Below are 24089 nucleotides of genomic sequence, written 5' to 3'. Positions count from 1 at the left end.
GGCGTCCCGCCCGGCCGGTGTCAGAGGGCCCTGGACTCGCCGTCGACCATGCTGAGTCGAGCCCGGCCGGAGGCGGTCTCGATCACCTCGTCCAGGACCTCGCGGGAGCGGATCAGATCGGTGATCAACCGGTCGATCCGGTCGCGCTCGGCGGCGAGCTCCTCGACCAGGCGCGGGGTGGCGATCTCGTTCGGCGCACCGTCGGAGTCCCGCATGCACGGGAGGAGTTCGGCGATCTTCTTGCTGTGCAGACCGGCCGCGAAGAGCTCCTGGATGAGGACGACCCGGTCCACCGCGCCGTCCGGGTAGTCCCGGTGCCCGCCCAAGGTGCGCTCGGCGGAGAGCAGCCCCTGCTTCTCGTAGTAGCGCAACGAGCGCTCGCTCACACCGGTGCGCTGGGCCAGCTCGCCGATCCGCATCCCGTCCCCCGTCCCCGTTGCCCGACGTCCCGTCACCTGGCGCCGGAGAAGCACTTGAACCTGACACCGATGTTAGCTTCTACGGTTCCGGCATGACGACGAACGCCGAAACCCCGTCCCTGTTCCAGCCCGCCGAGCTGGGCCCCCTGCACCTCCCCAACCGTCTGGTGATGGCCCCGATGACCCGCACCCGGGCCGGCGCCGACGGCGTCCCGCAGCCGGTCATGGCCACGTACTACGCGCAGCGCGCCACCGCCGGCCTGATCATCGCCGAGGCCGCCACCCCCAACGCGGTCGGCCAGACGTACGCCAACATCCCGGCGATCCACACCGACGAGCACATCGCCGGATGGCGCACCGTGACGGAGGCCGTACGCGAGGCCGGCGGACGGATGTTCCTCCAGCTCCAGCACGGCGGCCGAATCGGCCACCCCGAGAACAGCGGCCTGCACCCGGTCGCCCCCTCACCGATCGCCCTGGCCGACACCATCCACACCGCGAGCGGGCACCGGGAAGCGGTGGTGCCACGGGAGATGACCGTCGAGGAGATCCACCGGACGACCGCCGACTTCGCGGCTGCGGCCCGCAACGCCGTCGACGCGGGCTTCGCGGGCGTCGAGGTGCACGCGGCGAACGGCTACCTGCTGCACCAGTTCCTCGCCCGGGGGACCAACCGGCGCACCGACCGGTACGGAGGCCCGGTGGCGAACCGGATCCGCTTCGTCCTCGAAGTGGTCCGGGCGGTCGCGGCGGCCATCGGCCCCGAGCGGGTCGGCGTCCGGGTGGCGCCCGGCTTCGCCGGTAGCGGCATCGACGAGGGCGACACCGAGCAGATCTACCGCGCGCTCCTCCGTGAACTGGCCGGCGACGGACCGGCCGGCGACGGACTGGCGTACCTGCACGTCGTCTTCGCCGACCCCGAGTCGCTGGTATACCAGGAGATCCGCAAGGCCTGGAGCGGCGTGCTGATCGCCAACCCGGTCCTCGGCTGGGGCGGGCCGCTCCCCGAAGACGGCGGACGCGCCGCCGCCGAGCGCCTGCTCGCCGCTGGAGCCGACCTGATCTCCTTCGGCCGCGGCTTCCTCGCCAACCCCGACCTGGTCGAGCGCCTCCGAACCGGCGCCCCGCTCAACCCGGTACGCGCCGGCCTGATGTACGCGAGCGGCGAGGAGGGCTACACCGACTACCCGACGCTCACCGCCGAATCCCCCGCCGGCTGAACCCCTCCACGGAGCGCGGCCCGCCCCGGCCGCCATGACGGGACGTACGTGCCCGACCTTGAGTACGCGTACTCAGGCGGCGCCCGGGCGGATCGGTGAGGATCACAGGGGCAAGCCACGCGGACACCGCCGGGCTCGCCCGCACCGACGAGGGACATCCGCCTCGGTCGGACCGATCGTGATTTCTCCCGGGGGATTCCTTGCGCTCCGCAACCGTGCTCCGTACCACCGCCATCCCGGCCGCCGCCGCGCTCGCCCTCCTCCTGACGGCCTGCGGCCCCGACAACAGCGACGGCCCCGTCAGCGCGGCCCCCACCGCCACCGCCACCACCGGCCCGAACACCGCCCCGCCGTCGACGGCCGCCACCGCGGCACCGAGCATCACCGCGGCGGCGCCCACCGCGACGCCCTCCGCCCCGAGCCGCTTCGCCGGCGCGCTGGCGCCCGCAACGACCGCGAAGGGCACCTACACCGACAGCGAGAAGGGCGACATCTCCGTCACCATCGGCCCCACCAGCGTGGTCAAGGGCGACATCGCGGACCTGGCCAAGTTCCTCAAGCCGGAGGACATGACGGGCAAGACGCCGTACTACGTGAGCGTCACCTACACCCACACCGGCGGCAACGGGATCTACGAGCCGTACTTCAACGTACGGCTGCACGCCATGATCAGCGACACCGCCCAGGCCCGCAAGGTCGACCTGCTCAGCGCCTTCCCCAAGTGCGAGAGCGACGTGCCCCAGGGCGGCAAGGACTTCGTCAAGGGGCAGAGCGAGCACGAGTGCGCCATCTACCTGGCCCCGGCCGACCAGCCCCTCAAGTACGTCCTGTGGCTCGACAAGGACGACAAGCCCCTGGCCTGGAAGGCCGGCTGACGCACAGCCGGCCCCCACGGCCACGGTCCCCCGACGGCCGTCCGGCTCGCCTCCCGGCCACGGAGGCGCCCGGCGGCGGCGTGGATCAGCCGGCCTGCTCCTACTCGGCCTACTGCTGCTCGGCCTGCTCCTGCTCGGCCTCCACCTGGGCGTTCCACTCGCGCTTGGCCGCCCGCCAGGCCTCGTCGCTCTGACCGAGCCGCCAGTAGCCCGAGACCGACAGCCGCTCGCGCGGGATGCCGCGCTCCACGCGCAGCAGGCGGCGCAGTTCCTTCACGAAGCCCGCCTCACCGTGGACGAACGCGGAGGCCGTGCCGGCCGGGAACTCCAGCGCGCCCACCGCCTCGACCAGCGCCTCGCCCACCGGGCGCGTGCCGCGGTGCAGCCAGCTGATCCCGGCCCTGGCGGGCGTGACGATCTTCTGCTCCTCCGCGGCGTCCGCCACCTCGATGAAGGCGTGCACCAGCGCGTCGGCGGGCATCCGCTCCAGCGCCGCGGCGATCGCGGGCAGCGCGCTCTCGTCACCGGCCAGCAGGTGCCAGTCGGCGCTCGGGTCGGGGGCGTAGCCGCCGCCGGGGCCCAGGAAGCGCACCGTCTCGCCGGGCTGGGCGCGGGCCGCCCACGGTCCGGCCAGGCCCTCGTCGCCGTGCACCACGAAGTCGACGGTCAGCTCGCACTGCGCCGGGTCCCAGGCCCGCACGGTGTACGTCCGGGTGATCGGCCGCTGCTCGGGCGGGAACTCCGCGCGGATCCGCGCGATGTCGAAGGGCTCCGGGTAGCTGACGCCCTCGGGTGCGAAGAGCACCTTGATGTAGTGGTCGGTGAACTCGGCGGCGTCGAAGTCCGCCAGCCCCGCACCGCCGAGGACCAGTCGCACCATGTGCGGCGTGATCCGCTCGGTGCGCAGCACCCGTGCTTCACGGGCCCGTGGCGTGCGGCGGGTCGGTTGGTCTGCCATGGTGTGTGCCCCCCTGGGCTTGGTGGTCGCGCTATTAGTTAGGCTTACCTAACTTAGCACTCCTGGGGGCCTCGTCGGTCAGCGCGGCGGGCCGACCCACTGGTCCAGCCCGCGGTATTCGGCGATCCGGTCACCGAGCGAGGAGGCGCGCGGGCTGCTGCCGTTCCTGACGAGGGAGCCCGTCACGGGCACCGGCCCGCCACCGCGTGGTGGCGGGCCGACGCCCGTGCCGTCAGGCCTCCCGGTTGACCGGGCTCAGGACCCGGCGGCCAGCCAGGCGGCCACGGCGGCGGCGGTGACCAGTGCGGCGTTGAGGCCGAGCCGGCGGTCCCCACCGGTCAGGTGGACGGCGACCGCCCCGCCCTGCAGCAGCACGAAGCCGATCGCCGCGGCCGGCACCAGCGCGGGCGCGATGCCGGTCAGCGGCGGCAGGACCAGGCCGGCCGCGCCGAGCACCTCCACCACGCCCAGCGCCCTGAGGGCGGCCGGCGGCAGGCGGTCCACCCAGGCCATCATCGGCCGGAGCCGATCCGGGCTGCGGACGGTCTTCAGCGTGCCCGCGTAGCCGTAGAAGAGCGCCAGCGGTCCCGCGACGATCCAGTAGGCGAGGCTCATGCGGCACCCGGGGCGGCAGTGGTCGCGGGCTCGGTCGCGTAGCGGCTCATCGCCTCGATGTTCGCCCCGGGCGTCAGCGGCCGGCCGGCGGCGAGCACCTCCGCGAGGTCACGGAAGTACTGCACGTACAGGTCGGGGGTGAACGTGCTGAGCAGGATGGCGGGTTGGTCGGTCCGGTTGGCGAAGGTGTGCGGGGTGCCGGGCGGGACGATCACGAGTGTGCCCGCCGCGGCGTCGTGGTCCTGCTCCCCGACGGTGAAGCACACGGTGCCGGAGAGGACGTAGAAGCCCTCGTCGTGCTGGGCGTGGCGGTGCTGCGGCGGCCCTTCGGTGTGCGGGGCGAGCACGGACTCGGCGATCGCGAGGCGGTGCCCGGTGTGGCTGCCGTCCTCCAGGACGCGCATCCGCGTGGTGCCCAGCACGATCGTCTCGCCCTCGCCGGGGCGCACCAGAACAACGGCGGGGGCTGTCCGGGCGCCGGTTCCGGTGCCGCTCTCGGTGCCGTCTGCCATGTCTTCTGCGAGGTCTTCGGTCATGCCCACCACTCCACCGCCGGCGCCCACCGGCTGTCCAAGACCGGTCCTGCAGCGCCGATACCGGATGGGTATCGTGGCAGCGTGGAGCTACAGACCCTGCGTTATTTCGTCGCCGTCGCCGAGGAACTCCACTTCGGCCGGGCGGCCCACCGGCTGCACATGACCCAGCCGCCGCTGAGCCGGGCGATCAAGCGGCTGGAGACCGAGGTCGGGGCCCTGCTGTTCACCCGCTCCCCCGCCGGTGTCGCGCTCACCCCCGTGGGCGCGGTGCTGCTGGACGAGGCCCGGGGACTGCTCGACCACGCCGACCGGCTCCGGGCCCGGGTGAGCGCGGCGGCCGGCGCCGCGACCGTCACCGTCGGCATCCTGGGCGACGGCACCGACCCGGGGATCTCCGGCCTGGCCGCCGCCTTCCGCCGGCGCCACCCCGGCATCGACATCCGCGTCCGCGACACCGATCTGACCGACCCCACCTGCGGGCTGCGCGCCGGACTGGTCGACGTCGCCCTGACCCGGGCGCCGTTCGACGAAACCGCCCTGACGGTCCGTACGCTCCGGGCCGACCCGGTCGGCGTGGTCCTGCGCGCCGACGATCCGCTGGCCGGCCGCGACCGGTTACGGCTGGCCGAGTTGGACGACCGCCGCTGGTTCCGGTTCCCACCGGGCACCGACCCCGGCTGGCAGTCCTACTGGCACGGTGGCATCCCGCGCGAGGGCCCGGTGGTACGGGCCGTCCAGGAATGCCTGCAGGCCGTGCTCTGGAACGGCACCGTCGGCCTGATGCCGCTCGGGCACGACCTGCCCGCGCAACTCGCCGTGGTGCCGCTGGCCGACATGGCACCGAGCCGGGTGGTGGCGGCGTGGAACGAGGGCGACGGCAACCCGCTGATCCGCTCCCTGGTCGAGCTCGCGACGGCCGTCTACCGCCGCTGAACGGTTCGGCCCCCGGACAGGGCCTGGGGCACTCGGACCGAGCCGGCCGAACCGCGCCCCGCCCTCAGTACCTGGCTCGGAGCACCGGTCCCGGCCGGACCGTGGCCCGCTACGGACCGCCCGGAGGACCGGGATCGGCTCCAAGTTACCGGCTGCCCACGGGCGTTCGCGTCTCGCTCCGCGGATATCGTTTGCACGGCTCAACCGCTCGTACGAGCATCGACCCATGCCCGTCGACCAACACCTCCTCGCCGTCTTCCTGATCACCACCTTCGTCGCGATGATCAGCCCGGGACCTGACATGCTGTTCGTCCTCGGCTGCGGGATGCGCGGCGGCGCGCGCGCCGGACTGCTCGCCACCGCCGGGGTCGCGACCAGCGAGATCGTCCACATCACGCTCGCGGCCGCGGGATTGACGGCGTTCTTCGCCGCCGCGCCGACCGCGTTCACCGCCCTGCGCCTGGCCGGCGCCGGCTACCTCGTGTACCTCGGCGTGCAAGCCATCCGCCACCGCGGCACGGAGCGGGTCGAGCCCACGGGCGCGGGCGGGGTCTCCGGTCGGCGGGCGTACCTGCGCGGGCTGCTGACGAACCTGGTGAACCCCAAGATGGTCACCTTCACCATCGCGTTCCTGCCACAGTTCGTCGACCCTCGGCTGGGCCGGGTCTGGCTGCAGTTCCTGGTCCTCGGCGCGGTGTTCGTCGTGCTCGAGTTCCTGGTGGACGGCACCGTCGGCGTGCTCGCGGGGAGGATCGGGGGCTGGCTCGGCCGACGCAGGGCCGCGCGCCGTCGGCTCGACGTGGCGACCGGCGGCGTGTTCATCGGCCTGGGCGTGCGCCTCGCCGTCGAGCGGTAGGGCCGGTCGCGGGGCCGGCCCCGGGCCGGGGTGGGCGTCGCCCGGCGTGGCGTGAGAGGCTCGCGGCATGGAACAGCGCGTACTCGGCCGCACCGGCCGTCCCGTCTCGGTGGTCGGACTCGGCACCTGGCAGCTCGGCGCGGACTGGGGGGACGTCCGGGAGGAGGACGCCCTGGCCGTGCTGGACGCCTCCGTGGAGGCGGGTGTCACGCTCTTCGACACCGCCGACGTCTACGGCGACGGCCGCAGCGAGCGGCTGATCGGCCGCTTCCGGAAGGAGCGCCCGGACGCGGAGGTGTTCGTCGCCACCAAGTTCGGCCGCCGGGTCGAGCAGCGGCCCGAGCACTACCGGCTCGCCAACTTCCGTGCCTGGGCGGACCGTTCACGGGCGAACCTGGGCGTGGAGCGGCTGGACCTGGTGCAGCTGCACTGCCCGCCGACGCCCGTCTACTCCTCCGACGAGGTGTTCGACGCCCTGGACACCCTGGTCGCGGAGGATCGGATCGCCGCCTACGGGGTGAGCGTGGAGACGTGCGCGGAGGCGCTGACCGCGATCGCGCGCCCGGGCGTCGCGAGCGTGCAGATCATCCTGAACGCGTTCCGGCTCAAGCCGTTGGAGCGGGTGCTGCCCGCCGCCGAGGCGGCCGGGGTCGGGATCCTGGCGCGGGTGCCGCTCGCCTCGGGGCTGCTGTCGGGCCGTTACGGCAAGCAGACCGTCTTCGCCCCGGACGACCACCGCACCTACAACCGCCACGGCGAGGCCTTCGACCAGGGCGAGACCTTCTCCGGGGTGGACTTCGCGACGGGCGTCGAGGCGGCGGCGGAGTTCGCCGCGCTCGCGCCCGAGGGCGCGACGGCCGCCCAGACGGCGCTTCGCTGGATCATCCAGCAGCCGGGCGTGACGACGGTGATCCCCGGGGCCCGCAACGTCGAGCAGGCCCGGGCGAACGCGGCCGCCGCCGCGCTGGCGCCGCTGCCGACGGCCACCCTCGACGCCGTCCGGGAGCTGTACGACCGCCGGATCCGGCCGCAGGTGCACGACCGCTGGTAGCCCGGGCCCGCCGCGCGGGCAGACCAACGGAGCAGGGGCGGCCCGAACACGGGCCGCCCCTGCTCCGTCACCGCTCCGCACTCCCGGCCGGGCCGGACGGGCGGAGGGGCGGGCGGGCGGGCGAGTTGGTCACCCGCAGTGGGGCGTCACTGCCAGACGCGGTAGACCGCGTCGCGTGCCTGGCCGAGGTACTGCTGGTAGGTGCCGAGCTTCCAGGCCGCCCAGGAGGCCCAGCCCCGGCCGGTGCCGTCGGTGTCGATCCTGAAGGCCTTGCGGGCCGACCAGCCCATGTCCTGCCAGTTCTCGGCGGTGACGACCTCGGCGTCGTGGTAGTGGACCTCGGGGTACCACCGCTCGTTGATCTGCCAGGCGCCGAGGTCCTTGGTACCCGGGTCGGGGTCGGTGGGCTGGTTGGTGTGGACGGCCAGCCGGTCGCAGCCGGACTCGGCCATGGCGATCGCGACGGCGTAGATCGCGTCGTCGTTGCGGCCCTCGCCGGACTTGTCCTTCGCGAAGCCGGCGAGTTGGGCCTCCCGGGCGCAGGCGTCGATTCCGCTCTGGTCCCCGGCGGCATGGGCGGTGAAGCTGGTCGAAGTGAGCGTGAGCGCCAGGGCGACAGCCGAACCGGTCAGCAGTGCGCGGGTTTTGCGGAGCACGAGTGTTCTCCCTTCGGCGCCGGCCCGGGTCGGGCCGGGTTCGAGGAGGGACGCTAGGCGGCACGGGTAGACAGACGGTCAACGCGGGAGACGCGCGGTCCGGTCCCGGTGCGGCCCCGGTGCGGTCCCGGTGCGGTCCCGGTGCGGTCCCGGTGCGGTCCCGGTGCGGTCCCGGTGCGGTCCCGGTGCGCCAGAGGGTCCGGCGGGTGGGGTGCCCCACGAAAGGCCTTGCCCCCGACACCCCCGGCTCCATATGCTCGGATCCGAGTAATCGACACCTAGTAGTCCCTCGCGTCGACCCACCGGAGCCCCATGGCCACCCGTCAGCACCCCGCCCCCGCCACTGCCACCGCCCAGCAGTCTCCGAAACGCCCCGCCAACGCCCTCGCCCTCGCCCTCCTCGGGCTGCTGCTGGAGCAGTCGATGCACCCCCACGCCATGGCCGGCGCGCTGCGCGAGCGCGGTATGGAGCGCGCGTTCAAGCTGACCACCGGCTCGCTCTACGACACCGTCCGCGCGCTCGCCCGGGACGGCTGGATCGAGGCGGACGGCACCGAGCAGGTCGGCAACCGCCCGGCCCGCACCGTCTACCGCCACACCCCCGCCGGACGGGCCGGCTTCACCGACTGGCTCGACGAGCTGATCCGGCGGCCCTCCCCCGAGTACCCGCGGTTCCTCTCCGCCGTCGGCTACCTCGGCGCGCTGGGCCGCGACCGGGCGGCGGAGGCGCTGCGCGAGCGGGCAGCCGCCCTGCGGGAGAGCATCGCGCGGGACGCCGAGGGCTACCGCGCGGCCCGCGAGGAGCACGGCGCGCCGCGCCTGTTCGTCATCGAGGCCGAGTACGCCGCCGCCATGGCACAGTCCGAGCTGGCCTGGGTGGAGCGCACCGCCGAGGAGATCGAGCGCGGGACGCTGACCTGGCCGGACCAGGGGCCCCGAGGCGGCCGGACGGGGGCGGACGATGAGTGACCACGCCAAGGAGCCCGAGACCGTCGATGTCCTGGTGGTCGGCGCCGGGCCCGCCGGACTGGCCCTCGCCGGGGAGCTGGGGCGCGCCGGGGTACGGGCGCTGGTCGTGGAGCGGGAGCCCGAACCACCCGGCCACTGCCGCGGGTTCAACCTCAACGCCCGGAGCCTGGAACTGCTCGACCGCCGGGGCCTGGCCGAGCGCTTCCTCGCCGAGGGGCCGACCGTACCGACGACCGTGTTCGTCGGAGCGTCCCGGCTCGACCTCGCCGCCATGCGTGCGAAGCACCGCTACGTCCTGGGCATCCCCCAGACCCGGGTCGAGGAACTGCTCGCCGAGTGGGCCGTCGAATCGGGTGCCCGCCTGGTCCGCGGCCGACGCCTCACCGGGCTTCGACAGGACGGTGCCGGCGTGACGGTCGAGGTCGACGGCACGGACGGCCCGTCGACCGTGCGCTGCCGGTGGCTGGTCGGCTGCGACGGGGGCCGCAGCACGGTGCGCAAGGCGGCCGGGATCGGCTTCCCCGGGACGCCCGCCCGGAACTTCACCCTGCTCGGGGACGTGGTGCTCGCCGACCCTTCGGCCGTCCCGTTCGGCCCCCACACCGGGCCCGGCGGCCGCTCGGTGTTCGCGATCCCGCGCCCCGGCTACGTCCGCCTCCTCACCGCCGACCCGGCGCCGCCCGCGGACCCGCACGAGCCGGTGTCGCTCGACTCCTTCCAGCGCGCGGTCGACGCCGCGCTGGGCCGCCGGGCCGAGATCGCCCAGGCCCGGTGGCTGACCCGGTTCGGCGACGCGGCCCGGCTCGCCGAGCGGTTCCGGGCCGGCCGGGTCCTGCTCGCCGGGGACGCCGCGCACATCCACCCCCCGGCCGGCGCCATCGGCGTCAACGCGGCCCTCGACGACGCCGTCAACCTGGGCTGGAAACTCGCCCTGGTGGCGCGCGGGCAGGCCCCGGACACGCTGCTCGACACCTACCACGACGAACGCCACGCGGCTGGCACCCGGCTGCTCCGCAACACCCGCGCCCAGGCCGTACTCGCCCGGGCGGACGGGGACGACGACGACCGGCTGGCGCCCGTCCGCGAACTGCTCGCCGAGCTCGCCGAATCCGCCGACACGGCAGGGCCGTTGGCCGAAGCGATCACCGGTGTCGCCACCCGCTACCCCGCCTCCGGCGACCCCGAACACCCCTGGGCAGGACGGCTGGTGCCGGACCTCCCCCTCGGCCCGACCGGCCGGGACCGCCTCACCGCACTGCTGACCCGCACGCCCGGCGGCGCCCTGCTGCTCGACGGCACCGCCCCGCACTCCGCCACCCTCGCCACCGCCGCCCACCCCTGGGCGGACCGGGTCACCACCGCCCACACCCACCCGCACACCCACCCGCACACCCCGCACCGCGCCGAAGCGATCCTGGTCCGCCCGGACGGGCACGCGGCCTGGATCGGCACACCGACCACACCCGCCGACGTGGCGGCGGAGGAGCTACGGGCAAGCCTCGCCCACTGGTTCGGGCCACCGGCGGCAACCGGCTGACGCGCGGCGCCGTCTCCGCGCCGTCCAGCAGTACGTAGTTGTACGACCGGTGCGCCGTGATCTCCCGCTCGTGCCGTGCCAGGTCCACCCCGTTGGCCTCGGCCGTCGTCGTCTCCGCCGGCCAGCCCCGGGCCGGCCCGAAGATCCCGAACAGGCGCTCCCACGAGCCCATCACGGCCGGAGAGTCCATCGGCGCGTCCGCCTCCCGGATCGTCCGTCCCGTCCACGCCCCGCCGAGCAGCGGCATGTGGACGGGATGGACGAGGTCAGCAGGAATCCAGGTCACGGCCCCGCGGCTATCCACGAACCCGCCGTGAACCCACCGGATATCCGGCACGCAGCCCGGCGCCCGCCCCGCCCTGGTGGACCACGCCACTCGCACCTGTCCGGACCCTCGGCCTTGGCCGGCATCACGCCTTGGGTGACTTGTAGATGTCGGCAGCCATCGCTCCCAGTTGCTTGTTGGCCCTGAGCGCGAGGTCGATGGCATCACTCACGGAGTTACTGGGCACCGGGATGTTGTTCACGTATATCGCGAAGACATAGCGGTGGCCGTCCTTCGCGTCGATGTATCCGGCGAGCGCCTTCGTGCCGAGAGCCAGCTTTCCCTTGTCGCCGCTGACCAAGGTGCCGGTCTTCGCCCGGATGTGCCCTGCGGCAGGGTCGGTGTGCTCGATGACATCGGCGAGCGAGCCATCGACCCCCATGCTCGGCATGGAGCCGTAGAAGGCGTCGAAACCGTCCTGCCGGGCGAGGTAGCGCAGCAAGGAGATCTGCGCGGTCGGCGTCGCCTTGTCGCCGGGGAGCCCCTGGGCGTCGACGAGTGTGAACGACTGCGGATGGACACCGGCGCGAGCCAGGAAGTCCCGCTCGATCGTCATCCCGTCCGCATAGGTCCGTTGGCCGTGCTGCACGGCCATCAGAGGCGGCAGAAGATTCGCTCCGAGGTTGTGGCTGACCTTGTTGATCAGCTTGGCGTACTCCTTGAAGGGCGGCGAGGTGTAGGTCGCCGCTACCGGCATGGCTTGCACGTCCTTCGACGGCGGGAGCTTGCCGCTGGGGTTATCTCCCACCACCGGGGAAGTCACGCCGACGCCATTGCGGGCCAGCGCCTCGATGAGGACGGTTCGGGCGAAGGCCTCCGGGTCGGGGACCTGGTACGTGGTCACGAAGGGGGCCTTCGCATCCGCGGGTACCGAACCCCGCACCCGGATGTGCCCAGGGGTGACGCTCTCGGTCGTCACCGTCGGCTTGCTGCCGGCGGGCGCGGTCGTCACCTGTGCGTCGACGGTGAAGGCCGCCGTCTTCGGACGCCAGTCGACCTTCGCCGCCTCGCCCGGTGCGCCCGGTGTGATGAGCACGTCGATCAGGTTGTCATTGATGACGGTCGGGGTGATGGGCACCCCGCCGATCGACACCGGATCCCAGAGTCGATCGTCGATCACCACGTCGCCGTCAACCTGACGGACACCGCTCGCGGCAATCTGTCGAGCCAGTTCGTCGATGCCGGCCAGCGGATCCTCTTGAGTGAGGGTCGCCATTCCGGGTACGGCATTGGCGTCGTAGTGGTCGAAGTCGGGTACGTCGAGCGTTCCGGACGCGGTGGTCCGCCCACCGAGTGTCAGATCGCCGCTGCCGACCATGATCAGGTTTCCGGAAAGCCGTCCGTCGGGCGACAGGGTGCCTGAGTGGACGACCGGAGTGCGGAAGCGGTGGTCGCCGCCCAGGGCGTCGAGCGCGGCACTCACCGCGAAGGTCTTGGCCGTCGAGCCGGTCATGAACTGAGAATCGGCGCCCTTCGATTGGACGACTTCCCCGGTCCTGAGGTCGGCTACCTGCACACCCCACTCGCCTGACGACCACGGTGCCGTGTTCATGATTTTCTGCAGGTCGGCACTGACCCGCGGAGCACCGTGCGGCGGAGGAGCGGAGTGGTCCGTGGGGTTCTTGGAGCATGCCGACATCGTGATGGCGGCCGCCATCGACGTGGCAACGATCAGGGTTGTACGCGGCCGCACCCGGCGGGCCATGCGCTGGAAGATGCGTGAGGAGCTGCTGGACATCGTTTCTTTCCTGAGATCCCGGCTGGAGGAAGTGCTCCAGCGATACGAATGGTCAGCGCCCCGATTCAGGAGCGCAGAGCCCGTGCTGCGACAGTGCGCGATACGCGGACGGCTTGGAGGGCCAGCGCAAGGCAGGTGGTCACGAGGGTTACGGCGGCGAGCGCACCGAGTGTGGGCCAGGGGAGACCGTGCAGAACCCGGACGACGCTGATCTTGGCCCCCACGGCGACGGTGGCACTGCTCACCGCGATCGAGATCGCGCCGAAGACGATCGCCGTCCCGGCGTAGATCACTCCCTCGTAGATCGTCGATCGGGTGAGCACACCCGGCCGGGCACCGGCGACCGTCACGATGGCGGAGTCACGGGTGCGTTCCCGCCCGACCAGCGCGATCACAGCGAGACCGCCGACCCAGGACACGACGAAGACCCAGCCCAGCACGACCAGGACGTCGCCCAGCCTGGCGGTGCTTCCGGGCATGACGTTCCCCATCACCATGAAGAGCCCGACGAACGACAGGGAGAGCGCGAAGGGCAGCACAGTGGTGACGCTTCTTGTCGCGCGGGTCCGGCACGACTGCACGGCCAGGTGCCAGGCGACGCCGCGCGACGGCACGAATGCGGTCCAGAACTTCATCAGCGGCGTGAGCACCCACGGCCCCATCAGCAGCGACAGGCAGATGAGAAAGAGATCACCGGCGAAAGCGAAGGCCGTCCGCTGCGCGATCCCGCCGCCGAGGTCGAGTCCCAGCCCGGGGATCCACATCCCGACCACACCGGCCAGGAGGCAGAAGGCTAGAACGCTGCGAGCGACGCCGGACCGGGCCGGCGGATCGGCGAGATCCCGGAAGGCACGCATCTCCGGTGTCCTGGCGGCACGGCGGGTGACTCCCCAGCCGCCGAGCAGACACGGAACCACTCCGGACAGCACGCTCGCGCCGAGGTGCCAAAGCTGGAATCCGACGGTGGCTCCGTGCAGGTCGAGTCCCGTCGTCTTCCACTGCCTGAGGGCGATGCTCGCGACGACAGGGGCGAGCGGTACCGCCAGCGCGCCGGCCATCGTGCCGAGGACGACCAGCTCTGTGCGCAGCACGGTTCTGACTCGGTTGCGCGGGATCCCGAGGATCACCCACAGGGCGTGTTCGCGCCGCTGGGTCGTCAAGGTCAGACCGACGGCGGATGCGACGATGCCCACGGCGGCAAGCACGGTGAAGAAGACGATGTTGCCGCCGAGCGCGATCGACGCGGAGACCATCCGCGCATCACCTGCCGCCCGCGCCGCCGAGACGGCGCTGAACATGGCGATGACCGAGCCGGCCGAGCAAGCTGCGCCGACCGCTGCGCACACCAGGGTCCACAACCACATGGACGCCTGCAGGCGAACGTCTGACAGGACGAGGCGCATCACGATGCCTCCTCACCGGCTTCGTCCTCCGACTGCGCCGCGAGGACGGCATCGCTCACCGTGTGGGAGTCGCCGCCGGGGATGACGGAGTGCACCCGCCCGGACCCCATCACCACGACCTGGTCGGCACGTGCGGCCGCGTGCGGGTCGTGTGTGACCATGAGCACCGTGGTTCCCTGCGCGGGAAGTGCCTGCAGCCAATCGAGCACGACGTGACCCGACTTGAGGTCGAGCGCACCGGTCGGCTCGTCGGCGAAGACGACCCGCGGCTGGTTCGCGACGACCCGGGCCACCGCGACGCGCTGACGTTCACCTCCGGAGAGCCGGTCGGGGCGCCGCCGCGCGTGCTTGGCGATACCGAGCCTCGACATGGCGTCATCGACCCGCGACTTGGGCACCCGGCGGCCGGCAAGTCGCGCCGGCAGGGCGATGTTGTCCTCGACCGTCAGTGAGCTGACGAGGTTGTACTCCTGGAAGATGAAACCGATGTTCTCGCTGCGAAACGCGGCCCGCTTGCGAGGGCTGAGCGCCAGGACATCCGTGCCGAGGGTCTCCACGGAACCTGCGGTCGCTTGCTCCAGGCCGGCTGTGCAGAGCAGGAGCGTCGACTTGCCCGACCCGGAGGGGCCGACGATGGCGGTCAGCCGGGCTTCAGGAATGTCCAGGTCGATATCGTGCAATATGCGTGTCGTTTCGCGACGACGGCCGGGGATGGGGAAGTCCATTCGAAGGCCGCGCAAACGAATGCACGGTGTGGAAGTGGCGGCTGGAATAAGCATGCCTCAAGCTAAACAGGGCTCGACCGGAGCCGCACGGGTCCGTGCACTACTTGAAGGTAGACCCAGGTCTACCTTTGTGAGATTCGAAAGATGCTACAATGCTGATCATGGCGCAGATCCAGGTGGCCCGGAGGGTCCTGACGGAATGCCTTGCCTCAATGGCCTTCCCGATTCTGCTGCTTTCCATTCTCATCGCACCGGTCTCAGTCCCGGTGGTGGCGGAGGTGGACCGTTCGCGAGCGCGGTTGTGCGGCGTCGAGACGATGCCCCTGCGGCCCGCCAGCCAGAACTGGGCGCAATGGGTGGCGCTCCAGCTGCGCTCACGGTCGATATGGCGCACTGACTTCCCGGTTTTCGTCACCGCCGTGCTGCTGTCCGCACTGTCGTTTGCAGCGGCCTTCTTCGGATTCATCGGCTCTCTCGCACTGGTGCTCTCTCCGGTCTTCTGGCTCTTCCACGTCGCGGCGGAGGTCGGGCCGTTCACCCCGAAATCCGTACGGGAATCCCTGCTGGCGATGCCGGTAGGCGTTGTTCTCGGCGGGGTCACCGCGAGCGTGCTGACCGGCATATCCCTTCTTCGCGACCTGGCCCTGCGGGCCTTTTCCAGGAGCCGGGATCCGGACCTGCTCACGAAACTGGAGGAGCTCCGTACCAGTAGGGCCTCGCTGACCGCTGCTTTCGAATTCGAACGTCAGCGCATCGAGCGCGATCTGCACGACGGCGCCCAACAGGAGCTGGTCGCCGTCGTCATGCGCCTGGGGATGCTGGAAGCCACAGCTACAGCTACAGCCACGGCCGCCGACCGGGAACGAATCGTGCAGCTGGCACGGCAGGCCCAGGCTCAGGCGGAGCGCGCACTCGAACGGCTGAGGGACACGGTGCGCGACATCCACCCCCGTGAACTGAGCGACCTCGGTCTCATCGCCGCGGTCCGGGAGCTGGTCGCGCGATCGCCCCTGCGGGTCGAATTGACCACCACCGGCGATGACACCCAGCTTTCGTCACCGACTGCAACGGCCGTATACTTCACGGTGTCCGAGGCCCTGACGAACATCGCGAAGCACGCAGGCGTGGAAAGCGCTCGAATCGATCTGCGGTGCACCGTGACCGACGTACACGTGCGCGTGCACGACGATGGTGCCGGCGGTGCGAGAATCGACGCGGGCTCCGGGCTTGCCGGACTACGCGAGCGGATGCGAAGCGTCGGCGGGGATATCGAAATTCTCAGCCCGGCGGGTGGCGGAACGGAGGTCGTAGCGTCTGCCCCCGGTCAACCCCCGTGGTGATGAAATCGAGTAGGGCGAGCCGATAGGGAAATGGCCATGAGAATTGTCCTGGCAGACGACAGCGTACTGATACGCGCCGGCATCCGGGAAATTCTGACTTCCAGCGCTCATGATGTGATCCGCGAATGCGAGGACGCCAACGAGCTGGTCGCCGCCGTCGATGAACTGGCGCGTGCCGGCCTCGCCCCGGACGTGGTGATCACAGATGTTCGCATGCCCCCCAGGAACACCGATGACGGACTCCGCGCCACTATCGACCTGCGATCGCGGTACCGGGATCTGCCGGTGCTGGTTCTCTCCGCCTATGTCACGGGCCCGTATGTACGGGAGCTGCTGAACGGTCCGGGCGCTGACGGAGCCGTCGGGTACCTGCTGAAGGAGAAGGTGGGCAGAGTCGCCGACTTCCTGCGCGCCATTGAGACGGTCGCCGGAGGCGGGGTCGTGATCGACCCCGAGGTCGTTCGCCACGTCACGCGCGCGGACTCGCCACAAGGGCCGCTCGCCCGGCTCACCGATCGCGAACGAGAGGTGCTCGCCCTCATGGCCGAAGGGCGCTCCAACGCGGAAATCGCGACGAAGCTTTTTCTTTCGGGGGCTTCGGTGAGCAAGCATGTGGCGAACGTCTTCGTCAAGCTCGGTATGCCTCCCGACGAGGACAACCGACGCGTGAAGGCTATTCTGACCCGGTTCGAATACCACTAGATGAATGAGTCGGATCGCGGGCCTGGCCGCGACCATGACGAAGGGTCCCCGTTGGTCGGTCTGTGAAGACGAACCCGGACACCCTTCTGACAGCCCTGTACGTTTTCATCGACGATCACGTGGCCTGTTCCCGTACCTGCCCGGCCGATCCGGCTACAACAAGCGCCTGATCGCGGCCGGCCCGCTCATCTCGCAGGCCATCGAAGCGCCGGCCCGGCAGGCCCCGACCTGGCACGACGACCTGCGGCTGATCGAATGCTCGGCCGTGACCGGCACCTCGTGCGCCAGGGGCAGGTGATCCTCGGCGACAAGGGCTTCTCCGGGGCCGGCCCGAGTCCGCCAGTGGATCGAAGCCGTCATCGACACCCTCAAGGGCCAGCTCAGCCTGGAACAGCACGGCGCCCGCACCGAGGCTGGCGTCCTCGCCCGTACCGGTCAGCGACTGCTCGCCCTCGCCGCCGCGATCCGGCACAACTGGAACGCCGGCGCCGAGATCAAGCGCTCACTCATCGCCTATGACCACTGAGGACATCGGACTCATTCATCTAGGGTGCGTATTTGGTCGTGATCAAGCGGCTCTGGTGAGGTCCTTGCTCCAGATCATCGCGCCACGAAGGTGGAGGCCGGCGAGGTAGCTCTCCGGGGTCTTGTCATAGCGTGTGGACCCGTGCCGGAGTCACCGATGGCCGTGAGGGACCGCGACCACCTGGCCTTCCTGGACAGTGTGCTTTCCCAGGAACAGCGAACCGGGCTGTTGGCGAGCCTGCACGGGATGCGCGAGCACGCGGAGCGGTTCTACGCACTGCTGGACAGCCTCGCCAACACCGGCCCGGACGATCCGCTGGTGGAGCGTGCCGCAGAGGAATTGGCCGCACTCCTACCCGACGACCTGGTCACGCACTTCTCCCACCGCGGCGTCGGCACCGTCGGAGAGGCTCTCCTCGCGGATCTCACCCCGGCCCAAGCCACGGCGCTCCGCCACGCGCTACAGCGGGCGGCCCGACGCCAGGAAGGACCATCATGACGACCCCCGAAATCCTGACGGTCCCCCCGGACCGGCCTGTTGCCCCCACGCGCGGTCCCCTCCTGCGCGGGCTCCGGAGCGTCGCCCTCCCCCCTCAGGCCGCGCTGGCCGTCTGCCTGCTGGCAGGGGTTCCGGTACCAGCTGCGGTCACCCTCGGCGCCAGGGTCCTCCTGCTGGCCGCGCTCGGTGCGGAGGTCCACAGGTGGCTGCAACTACGCAAACACGGGCTGTCCCCGCGTGAGGCGCTCACCTGCATGATTCCCGCGCCGGTACTGCGGTTCGCCACCCACGAGCTGCGACTCATGGTGAGTCTCGTCCACTGGATCGGCCGCAGGCGGCACGGAGTTGAGGGTGCTGATGCCGTCTGCCCACACGGCCGCGACCAGGCTGCTCCGATGTACGGCCTCGCGTCCGTGTGCGTCGCCGAGACCGTCGCCGTGTCCCGGCGCGACAACCCCAACCGCGAGCTCACCCGGCAACCAGACCTCGCCATCGCCGCCATCCGGCGCCTCAGCATCGACCGCGTGCGCCCAGGCCGTCACCACGCCGTCCCGCCGTCCCGCCGTCCCGCCGTCCGCGGTGAACACCGAGTCGACCGCGGGCGCCGCAGAAGACGCAGCCCTTGTCACCCCTTCCCGGAGTCGAGGGCTGTGGTCAGCCGTTGAGCATCCGCATTCCTTCGGGGCCGTAGCGGTCGCCGGTCACGGCGCCGGGCGGGGCCACCGCCTCGATGGCGGCGATGTCGTCCGGGGTGAGGGTCACCTGTGTCGCGGCGATGTTCTCCTCGAGGTAGCGGCGGCGCTTGGTTCCGGGGATGGCGACCGCGCCCTGGTGCTGCACCCAGGCGAGCGCGAGCTGCGAGGGGGTGACGTCCTTGTCGGCGGCGATCCGCCGGACCTCGCGGACGACGTCCAGGTTCCGCTGGAAGTTCTCGCCCTGGAACCGCGGGTCGGCGCGGCGCCAGTCGTCCTCGGCGAAGTCGTCGGCGCTGGTGATGGCCCCGGACAGGAAGCCGCGCCCGAGCGGGGAGTAGGCGACCAGGCCGATGCCCAGCTCCCGCAGGGTGTCGCGTACGCCGTCGTGTTCGATGCCGCGCTCGAAGAGCGAGTACTCGGTCTGGACCGCGGTGATCGGGTGGACGGCGTGGGCCCGCCGGATGGTCCGGGGGGCTGCTTCGGACAGGCCGATGTGGCGGACCTTGCCCTCGGCGGCCAGCTCTCCCATGGCGCCGACGGTCTCCTCGATGGGGACCTGGGGGTCGATCCGGTGCAGGTAGTACAGGTCGACGTGGTCGGTGCCCAGGTGGCGCAGCGAGCGGTCCAGTGCGCGGCGGATGTAGTCCGGGCGGCCGTTGAGGCCGAGCATCTGCCCGTCGTCGGTGATCTCCATACCGGTCTTGGTGGCGACGGTCGCCGCGTGGCGGTTTCCGGTGAGGGCCTTGCCCAGGAGCTGTTCGTTGCGGAAGGGGCCGTAGCTCTCGGCCGTGTCCAGCAGGGTGACGCCGAGTTCCAGTGCCCGATGGATGGTGGCCAGTGATTCCGTTTCGTCGGTGGCGCCGTAGAAGGCGCTCATGCCCATGCAGCCGAGGCCCTGGACGCCGACGGTCAGTCCTTGGCTGCCGAGCGTGCGCTGTTCCATGGTTTCCCTCCGGTGGTTGTGTGCGGGGTGTCGGGCCGGTAGTTCGGCGCGATCTCCGGTGCGGGGTGGCTGTCAGTCGGTGCCGGCGGTGACCGGCTCCCAGCGGGTGTACTCCTCCAGGAGTTCGGCGACGTGGCCGCGGACCATCTCCAGGCCGGCGGTGGCCAGTGCCAGGTGCAGCGGGGGCTCGTCGGCGCCGGTGATGTCGACGACGGCCGCCATGGACCGGGCGAGGTCGCCGCGTACCGCCTGCTCGTCGAATTGGGCCATCATGGCCCGGGATTCGTCGTAGTCCGGGATGGTCCTGGCCGGGGGCTTGGAGCCGGCGGTGAAGCCGGTGTCGAAGCCGGCCGGTTCGGCCAGGGTGACGTGGATGCCCAGCGGGCCCACCTCTTTGGCCAGTCCCTCGGTCAGGTTCTGTACGGCGCTCTTGGAGGCGCAGTACACGGCCATGGTGGGCAGGCTGACGTGGCCGCCCATCGAGCCGATGTTGATGATGTGGCCGGATCCGCGTTCCCGCATGCCGGGGAGTAGGGCTTGGACCACTTGGACGATGCCCACCACGTTGGTCTCGAACTGGTCCCGCACCTGGGCGGGGCTGATCTCCTCGACGGCGCCGAGCTGTCCGTAGCCGGCGGCGTTGACGACGGCGTCGACGGCGCCGAACCTCTCGACGGCCTCGCCGACGGCCCTCTCGATGGTGGTGGCGTCGGTGACGTCGAGACGGGTGACCAGTACGGCGGCGAGATCGGCGAAGGCCGGGTTCGCCTTCGCGGTGTCGCGCATGGTGGCCACGACGTTCCAGCCGCGCGCGGCGTAGGCGAAGGTCAGTGCTTCACCCATGCCGGAGGACGCGCCGGTGATCAGAACGGTCTTCGTGCTCATGGTGTCTCCTCGTTCGGCAGCGACACCTTCACTATACAGTTTCGACGAACTCTGTATAGTGCGCATGGTTGGTATGGTTTGCGTATGACGCAGTCCCCCGGAGACCCCCAACGCCGCGAGCAGGTCCTCGCGGCCGCGCTGACCGTCTTCGCCACCTTCGGCTACCGCAAGACCTCGATGGACGCGGTGGCCCAGGCGGCCGACATCTCCCGCCCCGGCCTCTACTTCCTGTTCTCGAACAAGGAGGAGCTGTTCCGCGCGACCATGCGACAGGCGCTGGAGCAGGCCCTGGGCGACGCCCGCGCGGCGCTGACCGCGCCCGACGCGGACCTCGACGCGCGGGTGGTGGCCGCCCTCGACGCCCACATGGGCCGATACGTCGGCACGCACATCAACGCCGGCATCGAAGAACTGCTGGAGAGCGCCACGGCACCGCTCGCGGCCATGTACGACGACTACCGGACCGCCTTCGTCGACGCGCTCACCGACACCATCGCAGCCTCCGGCCGGCCCACCGGAAGTGTCACGGCACGCCAGATCGCCGAGGTCCTGCAGGCCGCCGCCGAGGGATGGAAGCACCGCGTCGCCGACCGCCCGGAGTTCGTCGCCAGGCTCACCACCACCGTCGACGTCGCCCTGCGGCCGTAGGACCCGCCCGCGAACCGACTCCGTGCGACAGCACCGGCCACGGTCGCTGCCGCGCCCCTCCTGTACGAGCCGTGAGAGAGGCCATGCGTTGAAGGTGATCCTGTTCGGGGCGTCCGGAATGGTGGGCCAAGGTGTGCTGCGCGCGTGCCTGGAGGATCCCGGGGTGACCGAGGTCCTCGCCGTCGCCCGGCGCCCGCTCGGCCGCACGGCCCCCAAGCTCCGCGAAGTCCTCCACACCGACTTCACCGACCTCACCCCGATCGCCGGGGAACTGGCCGGGGCCGACGCGTGCTTCTACTGCCTGGGCGTCTCCGCGGCCGGCCGCGACGCCGCCGAGTACGAGACCATCACCTACACGTACACCGTGGAAGCCGGGCGCGTGGTGGCCGCCGGCAACCCGGGCCTGACCTTCGTCTACGTCTCCGGCGAAGGCACCGACAGCACCGAACAAGGACGTTCGGCCTGGGCCCGCGTGAAGGGCCGCACCGAGAACGCCCTGTTCGCGATGGACATGCACGCCTACGCGTTCCGGCCCGGGTGGATCCAGCCCGTCCACGGCGAGACCTCCGGCACCCGCTGGTACCGCGTGATGTACCGCCTCACCTCCTGGCTGTACCCGGTGCTCCGCCGCGTCGCCCCGCGCTACGTGACCAGCACCGAGCAGATCGGCCGCGCCATGCTCGCCACCACCCGCCTGAACGGCGCCCAGCCCCGTATCCTGCGGACCGCGCGGATCAACCAGCTGGGCGCCTGACCGAGCCGAGGAACGAGGAGCACCATGAGCACCCACGCACCCACCGCGGCGGCGGAGGCCGCCGACCGGCTCGCCCTGCGCGAACTGGTCGACGCCTACGCGCACTGCGCCGACCGGCGCGACGCGAAGGGCCAGATGGCCCTGTTCACCGAGGACACCCGCTTCGTGGTCCACATGGACGCCCGCGACCCTCAGCCCACCCAGGAACTGCGCGGCCGCGCCTCGCTGGCACCGGTGTTCGACGCGCTCAACGCGTACGCCGCCACCACCCACTTCAACGGCCAGAGCACCATCACCCTGGACGGCGACCACGCGACCGGCGTGACCTACTGCCTCGCCCACCACCTGACCGAGGCCGACGACGGATCGCGCACGCTGATGATCGCCTCGATCCGCTACCTCGACACCATGGTCAAACGCACCGGGACATGGCTGTTCGCGGAACGCCTGCTGATGGTCGACTGGACCGACACCCGCCCCTCCCGGCCCTGAGAAGGCCCGCGACCCCGGTGACCGACGCTCACGCACGCTGGACACGCCTACGCCACCGGCTGTGGCAACCACCGCGCCCGCACGGCGAACAGCCCCTCGACCGCACCGTCAGCCCACTCGAACTGTTCTACGACCTCGTCGTGGTCGTGCTCGTCGGGCAGGCCGCCCACCAACTCGCCGCACAGCCGACCTGGCGCGGACTCGCCCAGTTCGCCGCCGTCTTCACGTTGATCTGGATCGCATGGCTCAACGGCAGCCTCTACCACGAACTGCACGGCAGGGAGGACGCGCGCGGCCGAACGGTCCTGCTCGTCCAGGCACTCGCCCTGGTCCCTTTCGGGGCGTTCGTCCCCCGCGCGGGCGACCGCACCGGCATCGCCTTCCCGGTCAGCGGCGCCGTCCTGTTCGCCGTCCTCACCCTGGTCTGGGCACCGGCCGGACGGCAGAGCCCACCCGAATACCGCAGGACCAGCCGGACCTTCGTGGCCGGAACCGCCGCCTGCGCCGCCGTCCTCGCGGCCACGGCGCTCCTCACCCCCGACGCCCGCCTCGCCGTGTGGCTCCTCCTGACCGCCGCCTACCTCGTCGGGCTCGGCACCATCCTCGCGACGTCCCAACCCGGCCTCGCCATCACCCCCGCACTCATCGAACGCTTCGGCCTGTTCATCATCATCGTGCTCGGCGAAACGGTCGTCGGCGTCGTCGACGGCCTCGGCCACGAACCGCCGAACACGCTCACCACCACCGTCGCCCTCGCCGCGATCGTCGTCGGATTCGGCGCCTGGTGGACCTACTTCGACTTCGTCGGCCACCGCCCACCCCGGCCGAACCGGGCCGACACCACCCGCTGGATCCTCACCCACCTGCCGATGACCGCCTCCATCGCAGCGATCGGAGCAGCCATGCCCGGCCTCGTCCAACACGCCCACAACGGACGCACCCCGGCCCCCACCGCCTGGCTCATCGGCGCCGGCACAGCCGCCGCACTCGCCACCGCCATGGTCCTCGCCGGCACACTCAAGCAATGGCACCACCAGCGCGTCCTGTACCGCCGCCTCGCCTGCATCAGCGCCGTCGTCGCGGGCCTGTGCACCGCCCTCGCAGCAGCACGCCCCGCCCCGTTGCTCCTGGGGCTGTCCCTCATCGCCCTGCTCGGCATCCCCTGGGGCTACGCCGTCGCACACCAGACGATCCACCCGTCACCCGACTCCGGCGACGCGGCCACCGCCCCGCCGCACCCGCGACCGTAGAACCCCGTCCCGACAGGAAAGACTCGCGACGCCCCCGGACGCGCCCATCTTCGACTGAGCGGGTGGCGAGCGAGCTCGGCAAAGCGCGGCAGGCCGCAGTCACGATCCGGCCCGCGAGGCCGACCAGGGGCAGCAGGGCGGTCGAGACCTTCTCGCCGAGCTTCGCGAGCGGCGGGCCGGCCGCTTGTGCCGCATCAGACAACCTTCGCCTCGTTGTAGGGGTCGTCCGAATCCCCGGCCCGGAAATGATCCGGAGCCGCCCTCGCGCACCATTCCCTGCGGCCGGAGAGCCCCAGTAAGGTAGCCGAGTTGACGAACAGTTGGGGGAGCAATGGCGGCTGATGCACAGCTTCTCGTCGGACGGTACCGATTAGGGTCCGTATTCGGTTGTGATCAATTTGCGGGTTTCGCCCTCGCGGTTGCCCCTGATCCGGTAGACCGTGGCGCGTGACCCGTGTGCAACTGACCGACAGTGAGTGGGAGTTCATCGAGCCGTACTTGCCGATCGGCGAGTACGGCCCCTACCCCGAACGGCTGCGC

Annotated in this window: 24 protein-coding genes and 1 pseudogene; 15 read left to right on the top strand and 10 right to left on the bottom strand. The window is 71.2% G+C overall.

All coding sequences use genetic code 11. The features are described from left to right. Positions 1-20 precede the first annotated feature (20 nt). Complete coding sequence (locus ACZ47G_RS31305) at positions 21-419, bottom strand: MerR family transcriptional regulator (RefSeq protein ID WP_465748455.1); 399 nt, start codon at positions 417-419, stop codon at positions 21-23. A gap of 92 nt (positions 420-511) precedes the next feature. On the opposite strand from ACZ47G_RS31305, the gene ACZ47G_RS31300 reads away from it, so the two are divergent. Next, a complete protein-coding gene (locus ACZ47G_RS31300; protein ID WP_465748453.1) occupies positions 512-1639 on the top strand; it encodes an alkene reductase in 1128 nt (375 codons plus the stop codon). A 215-nt stretch (positions 1640-1854) separates the two neighbouring features. Further along, positions 1855-2514: a hypothetical protein gene (locus ACZ47G_RS31295; RefSeq protein WP_465748451.1), complete on the top strand. Its 660-nt coding sequence runs from the start codon at positions 1855-1857 to the stop codon at positions 2512-2514. A gap of 109 nt (positions 2515-2623) precedes the next feature. On the opposite strand, the gene ACZ47G_RS31290 is transcribed toward ACZ47G_RS31295, so the two are convergent. The 3 genes from ACZ47G_RS31290 to ACZ47G_RS31280 form a co-directional block, all read right to left on the bottom strand. Further along, the gene (locus tag ACZ47G_RS31290) at positions 2624-3472 is read right to left on the bottom strand and encodes a siderophore-interacting protein (RefSeq protein WP_465748449.1); all 849 of its coding nucleotides are present in this window, start codon (positions 3470-3472) and stop codon (positions 2624-2626) included. A gap of 255 nt (positions 3473-3727) precedes the next feature. Beyond that, the gene (locus ACZ47G_RS31285) at positions 3728-4087 is read right to left on the bottom strand and encodes a DoxX family protein (protein ID WP_465748447.1); all 360 of its coding nucleotides are present in this window, start codon (positions 4085-4087) and stop codon (positions 3728-3730) included. After that, positions 4084-4599: a cupin domain-containing protein gene (locus tag ACZ47G_RS31280; RefSeq protein WP_465748649.1), complete on the bottom strand. Its 516-nt coding sequence runs from the start codon at positions 4597-4599 to the stop codon at positions 4084-4086. Before ACZ47G_RS31280 ends, ACZ47G_RS31285 begins: the two co-directional genes overlap by 4 nt. Before the next feature lie 105 nt (positions 4600-4704). Here ACZ47G_RS31280 and ACZ47G_RS31275 point away from each other — a divergent pair, with 105 nt between their 5' ends. The 3 genes from ACZ47G_RS31275 to ACZ47G_RS31265 all read left to right on the top strand — a co-directional run bounded on the left by ACZ47G_RS31275 (position 4705) and on the right by ACZ47G_RS31265 (position 7463). Continuing rightward, positions 4705-5556: a LysR family transcriptional regulator gene (locus ACZ47G_RS31275; RefSeq protein ID WP_465748445.1), complete on the top strand. Its 852-nt coding sequence runs from the start codon at positions 4705-4707 to the stop codon at positions 5554-5556. A 226-nt stretch (positions 5557-5782) separates the two neighbouring features. After that, entirely contained in the window at positions 5783-6412 is a 630-nt protein-coding gene (locus ACZ47G_RS31270) for a LysE family translocator (protein WP_465748443.1), read from the top strand. A 67-nt stretch (positions 6413-6479) separates the two neighbouring features. Next, positions 6480-7463 carry an aldo/keto reductase gene (locus ACZ47G_RS31265; RefSeq protein ID WP_465748441.1) on the top strand — a complete coding sequence of 328 codons (984 nt, stop codon included), beginning with the start codon at positions 6480-6482 and terminating at the stop codon, positions 7461-7463. A gap of 146 nt (positions 7464-7609) precedes the next feature. On the opposite strand, the gene ACZ47G_RS31260 is transcribed toward ACZ47G_RS31265, so the two are convergent. After that, a complete protein-coding gene (locus ACZ47G_RS31260; protein WP_465748439.1) occupies positions 7610-8119 on the bottom strand; it encodes a transglycosylase SLT domain-containing protein in 510 nt (169 codons plus the stop codon). A gap of 312 nt (positions 8120-8431) precedes the next feature. Between ACZ47G_RS31260 and ACZ47G_RS31255 the strand changes: the two genes are divergently transcribed. Both ACZ47G_RS31255 and ACZ47G_RS31250 read left to right on the top strand, forming a co-directional pair. Then, positions 8432-9088: a PadR family transcriptional regulator gene (locus ACZ47G_RS31255; protein WP_465748437.1), complete on the top strand. Its 657-nt coding sequence runs from the start codon at positions 8432-8434 to the stop codon at positions 9086-9088. After that, positions 9081-10625 (top strand): FAD-dependent monooxygenase, encoded by a 1545-nt coding sequence (locus ACZ47G_RS31250; RefSeq protein ID WP_465748435.1) that lies wholly within the window; start codon positions 9081-9083, stop codon positions 10623-10625. Before ACZ47G_RS31255 ends, ACZ47G_RS31250 begins: the two co-directional genes overlap by 8 nt. 410 nt (positions 10626-11035) lie before the next feature. Here ACZ47G_RS31250 and dacB read toward each other — a convergent pair whose 3' ends face one another. The 3 genes from dacB to ACZ47G_RS31235 all read right to left on the bottom strand — a co-directional run bounded on the left by dacB (position 11036) and on the right by ACZ47G_RS31235 (position 14816). Then, positions 11036-12688 carry a D-alanyl-D-alanine carboxypeptidase/D-alanyl-D-alanine endopeptidase gene (gene dacB / locus ACZ47G_RS31245; RefSeq protein WP_465748433.1) on the bottom strand — a complete coding sequence of 551 codons (1653 nt, stop codon included), beginning with the start codon at positions 12686-12688 and terminating at the stop codon, positions 11036-11038. Positions 12689-12753: 65 nt separating this feature from the next. Next, positions 12754-14091, bottom strand: a complete 1338-nt coding sequence (locus tag ACZ47G_RS31240; protein ID WP_465748431.1) for an FtsX-like permease family protein — start codon at positions 14089-14091, stop codon at positions 12754-12756. Further along, positions 14091-14816, bottom strand: coding sequence for an ABC transporter ATP-binding protein (locus tag ACZ47G_RS31235; RefSeq protein WP_465748429.1), 726 nt, complete (start codon positions 14814-14816; stop codon positions 14091-14093). Before ACZ47G_RS31235 ends, ACZ47G_RS31240 begins: the two co-directional genes overlap by 1 nt. A gap of 161 nt (positions 14817-14977) precedes the next feature. Here ACZ47G_RS31235 and ACZ47G_RS31230 point away from each other — a divergent pair, with 161 nt between their 5' ends. The 4 genes and pseudogenes from ACZ47G_RS31230 (at position 14978) to ACZ47G_RS31215 (ending at position 17882) form a co-directional block, all read left to right on the top strand. Continuing rightward, positions 14978-16156 (top strand): sensor histidine kinase, encoded by a 1179-nt coding sequence (locus tag ACZ47G_RS31230; protein ID WP_465748427.1) that lies wholly within the window; start codon positions 14978-14980, stop codon positions 16154-16156. A 36-nt stretch (positions 16157-16192) separates the two neighbouring features. After that, on the top strand, positions 16193-16858 hold the full coding sequence (locus ACZ47G_RS31225; RefSeq protein ID WP_465748425.1) for a response regulator: 666 nt from the start codon (positions 16193-16195) through the stop codon (positions 16856-16858). A 106-nt stretch (positions 16859-16964) separates the two neighbouring features. Further along, positions 16965-17384 (top strand): annotated as a pseudogene (locus tag ACZ47G_RS31220) (hypothetical protein); the annotation flags it as partial. Positions 17385-17540: 156 nt separating this feature from the next. Next, entirely contained in the window at positions 17541-17882 is a 342-nt protein-coding gene (locus ACZ47G_RS31215; RefSeq protein WP_465748423.1) for a hypothetical protein, read from the top strand. Positions 17883-18536: 654 nt separating this feature from the next. Here ACZ47G_RS31215 and ACZ47G_RS31210 read toward each other — a convergent pair. Both ACZ47G_RS31210 and ACZ47G_RS31205 read right to left on the bottom strand, forming a co-directional pair. Next, a complete protein-coding gene (locus tag ACZ47G_RS31210; protein ID WP_465748421.1) occupies positions 18537-19520 on the bottom strand; it encodes an aldo/keto reductase in 984 nt (327 codons plus the stop codon). 72 nt (positions 19521-19592) lie between these two features. Then, positions 19593-20405: an SDR family NAD(P)-dependent oxidoreductase gene (locus ACZ47G_RS31205; RefSeq protein WP_465748419.1), complete on the bottom strand. Its 813-nt coding sequence runs from the start codon at positions 20403-20405 to the stop codon at positions 19593-19595. 84 nt (positions 20406-20489) lie between these two features. On the opposite strand from ACZ47G_RS31205, the gene ACZ47G_RS31200 reads away from it, so the two are divergent. The 4 genes from ACZ47G_RS31200 (at position 20490) to ACZ47G_RS31185 (ending at position 23549) form a co-directional block, all read left to right on the top strand. Next, positions 20490-21053 carry a TetR/AcrR family transcriptional regulator gene (locus ACZ47G_RS31200; protein ID WP_465748417.1) on the top strand — a complete coding sequence of 188 codons (564 nt, stop codon included), beginning with the start codon at positions 20490-20492 and terminating at the stop codon, positions 21051-21053. 163 nt (positions 21054-21216) lie between these two features. Next, complete coding sequence (locus tag ACZ47G_RS31195; RefSeq protein ID WP_465748415.1) at positions 21217-21807, top strand: epimerase; 591 nt, start codon at positions 21217-21219, stop codon at positions 21805-21807. Between the two features lie 24 nt (positions 21808-21831). Then, positions 21832-22299 carry a nuclear transport factor 2 family protein gene (locus ACZ47G_RS31190; protein WP_465748413.1) on the top strand — a complete coding sequence of 156 codons (468 nt, stop codon included), beginning with the start codon at positions 21832-21834 and terminating at the stop codon, positions 22297-22299. Between the two features lie 17 nt (positions 22300-22316). Then, positions 22317-23549, top strand: a complete 1233-nt coding sequence (locus ACZ47G_RS31185; protein WP_465748411.1) for a low temperature requirement protein A — start codon at positions 22317-22319, stop codon at positions 23547-23549. The last annotated feature ends 540 nt before the right edge of the window (positions 23550-24089 follow it).

It is taken from the genome of Kitasatospora sp. NPDC030952 (assembly GCF_055571335.1).
The sequence above is the reverse complement of the archived record's forward strand: the minus strand, read 5'-3'. Positions and strand labels throughout refer to the sequence as shown.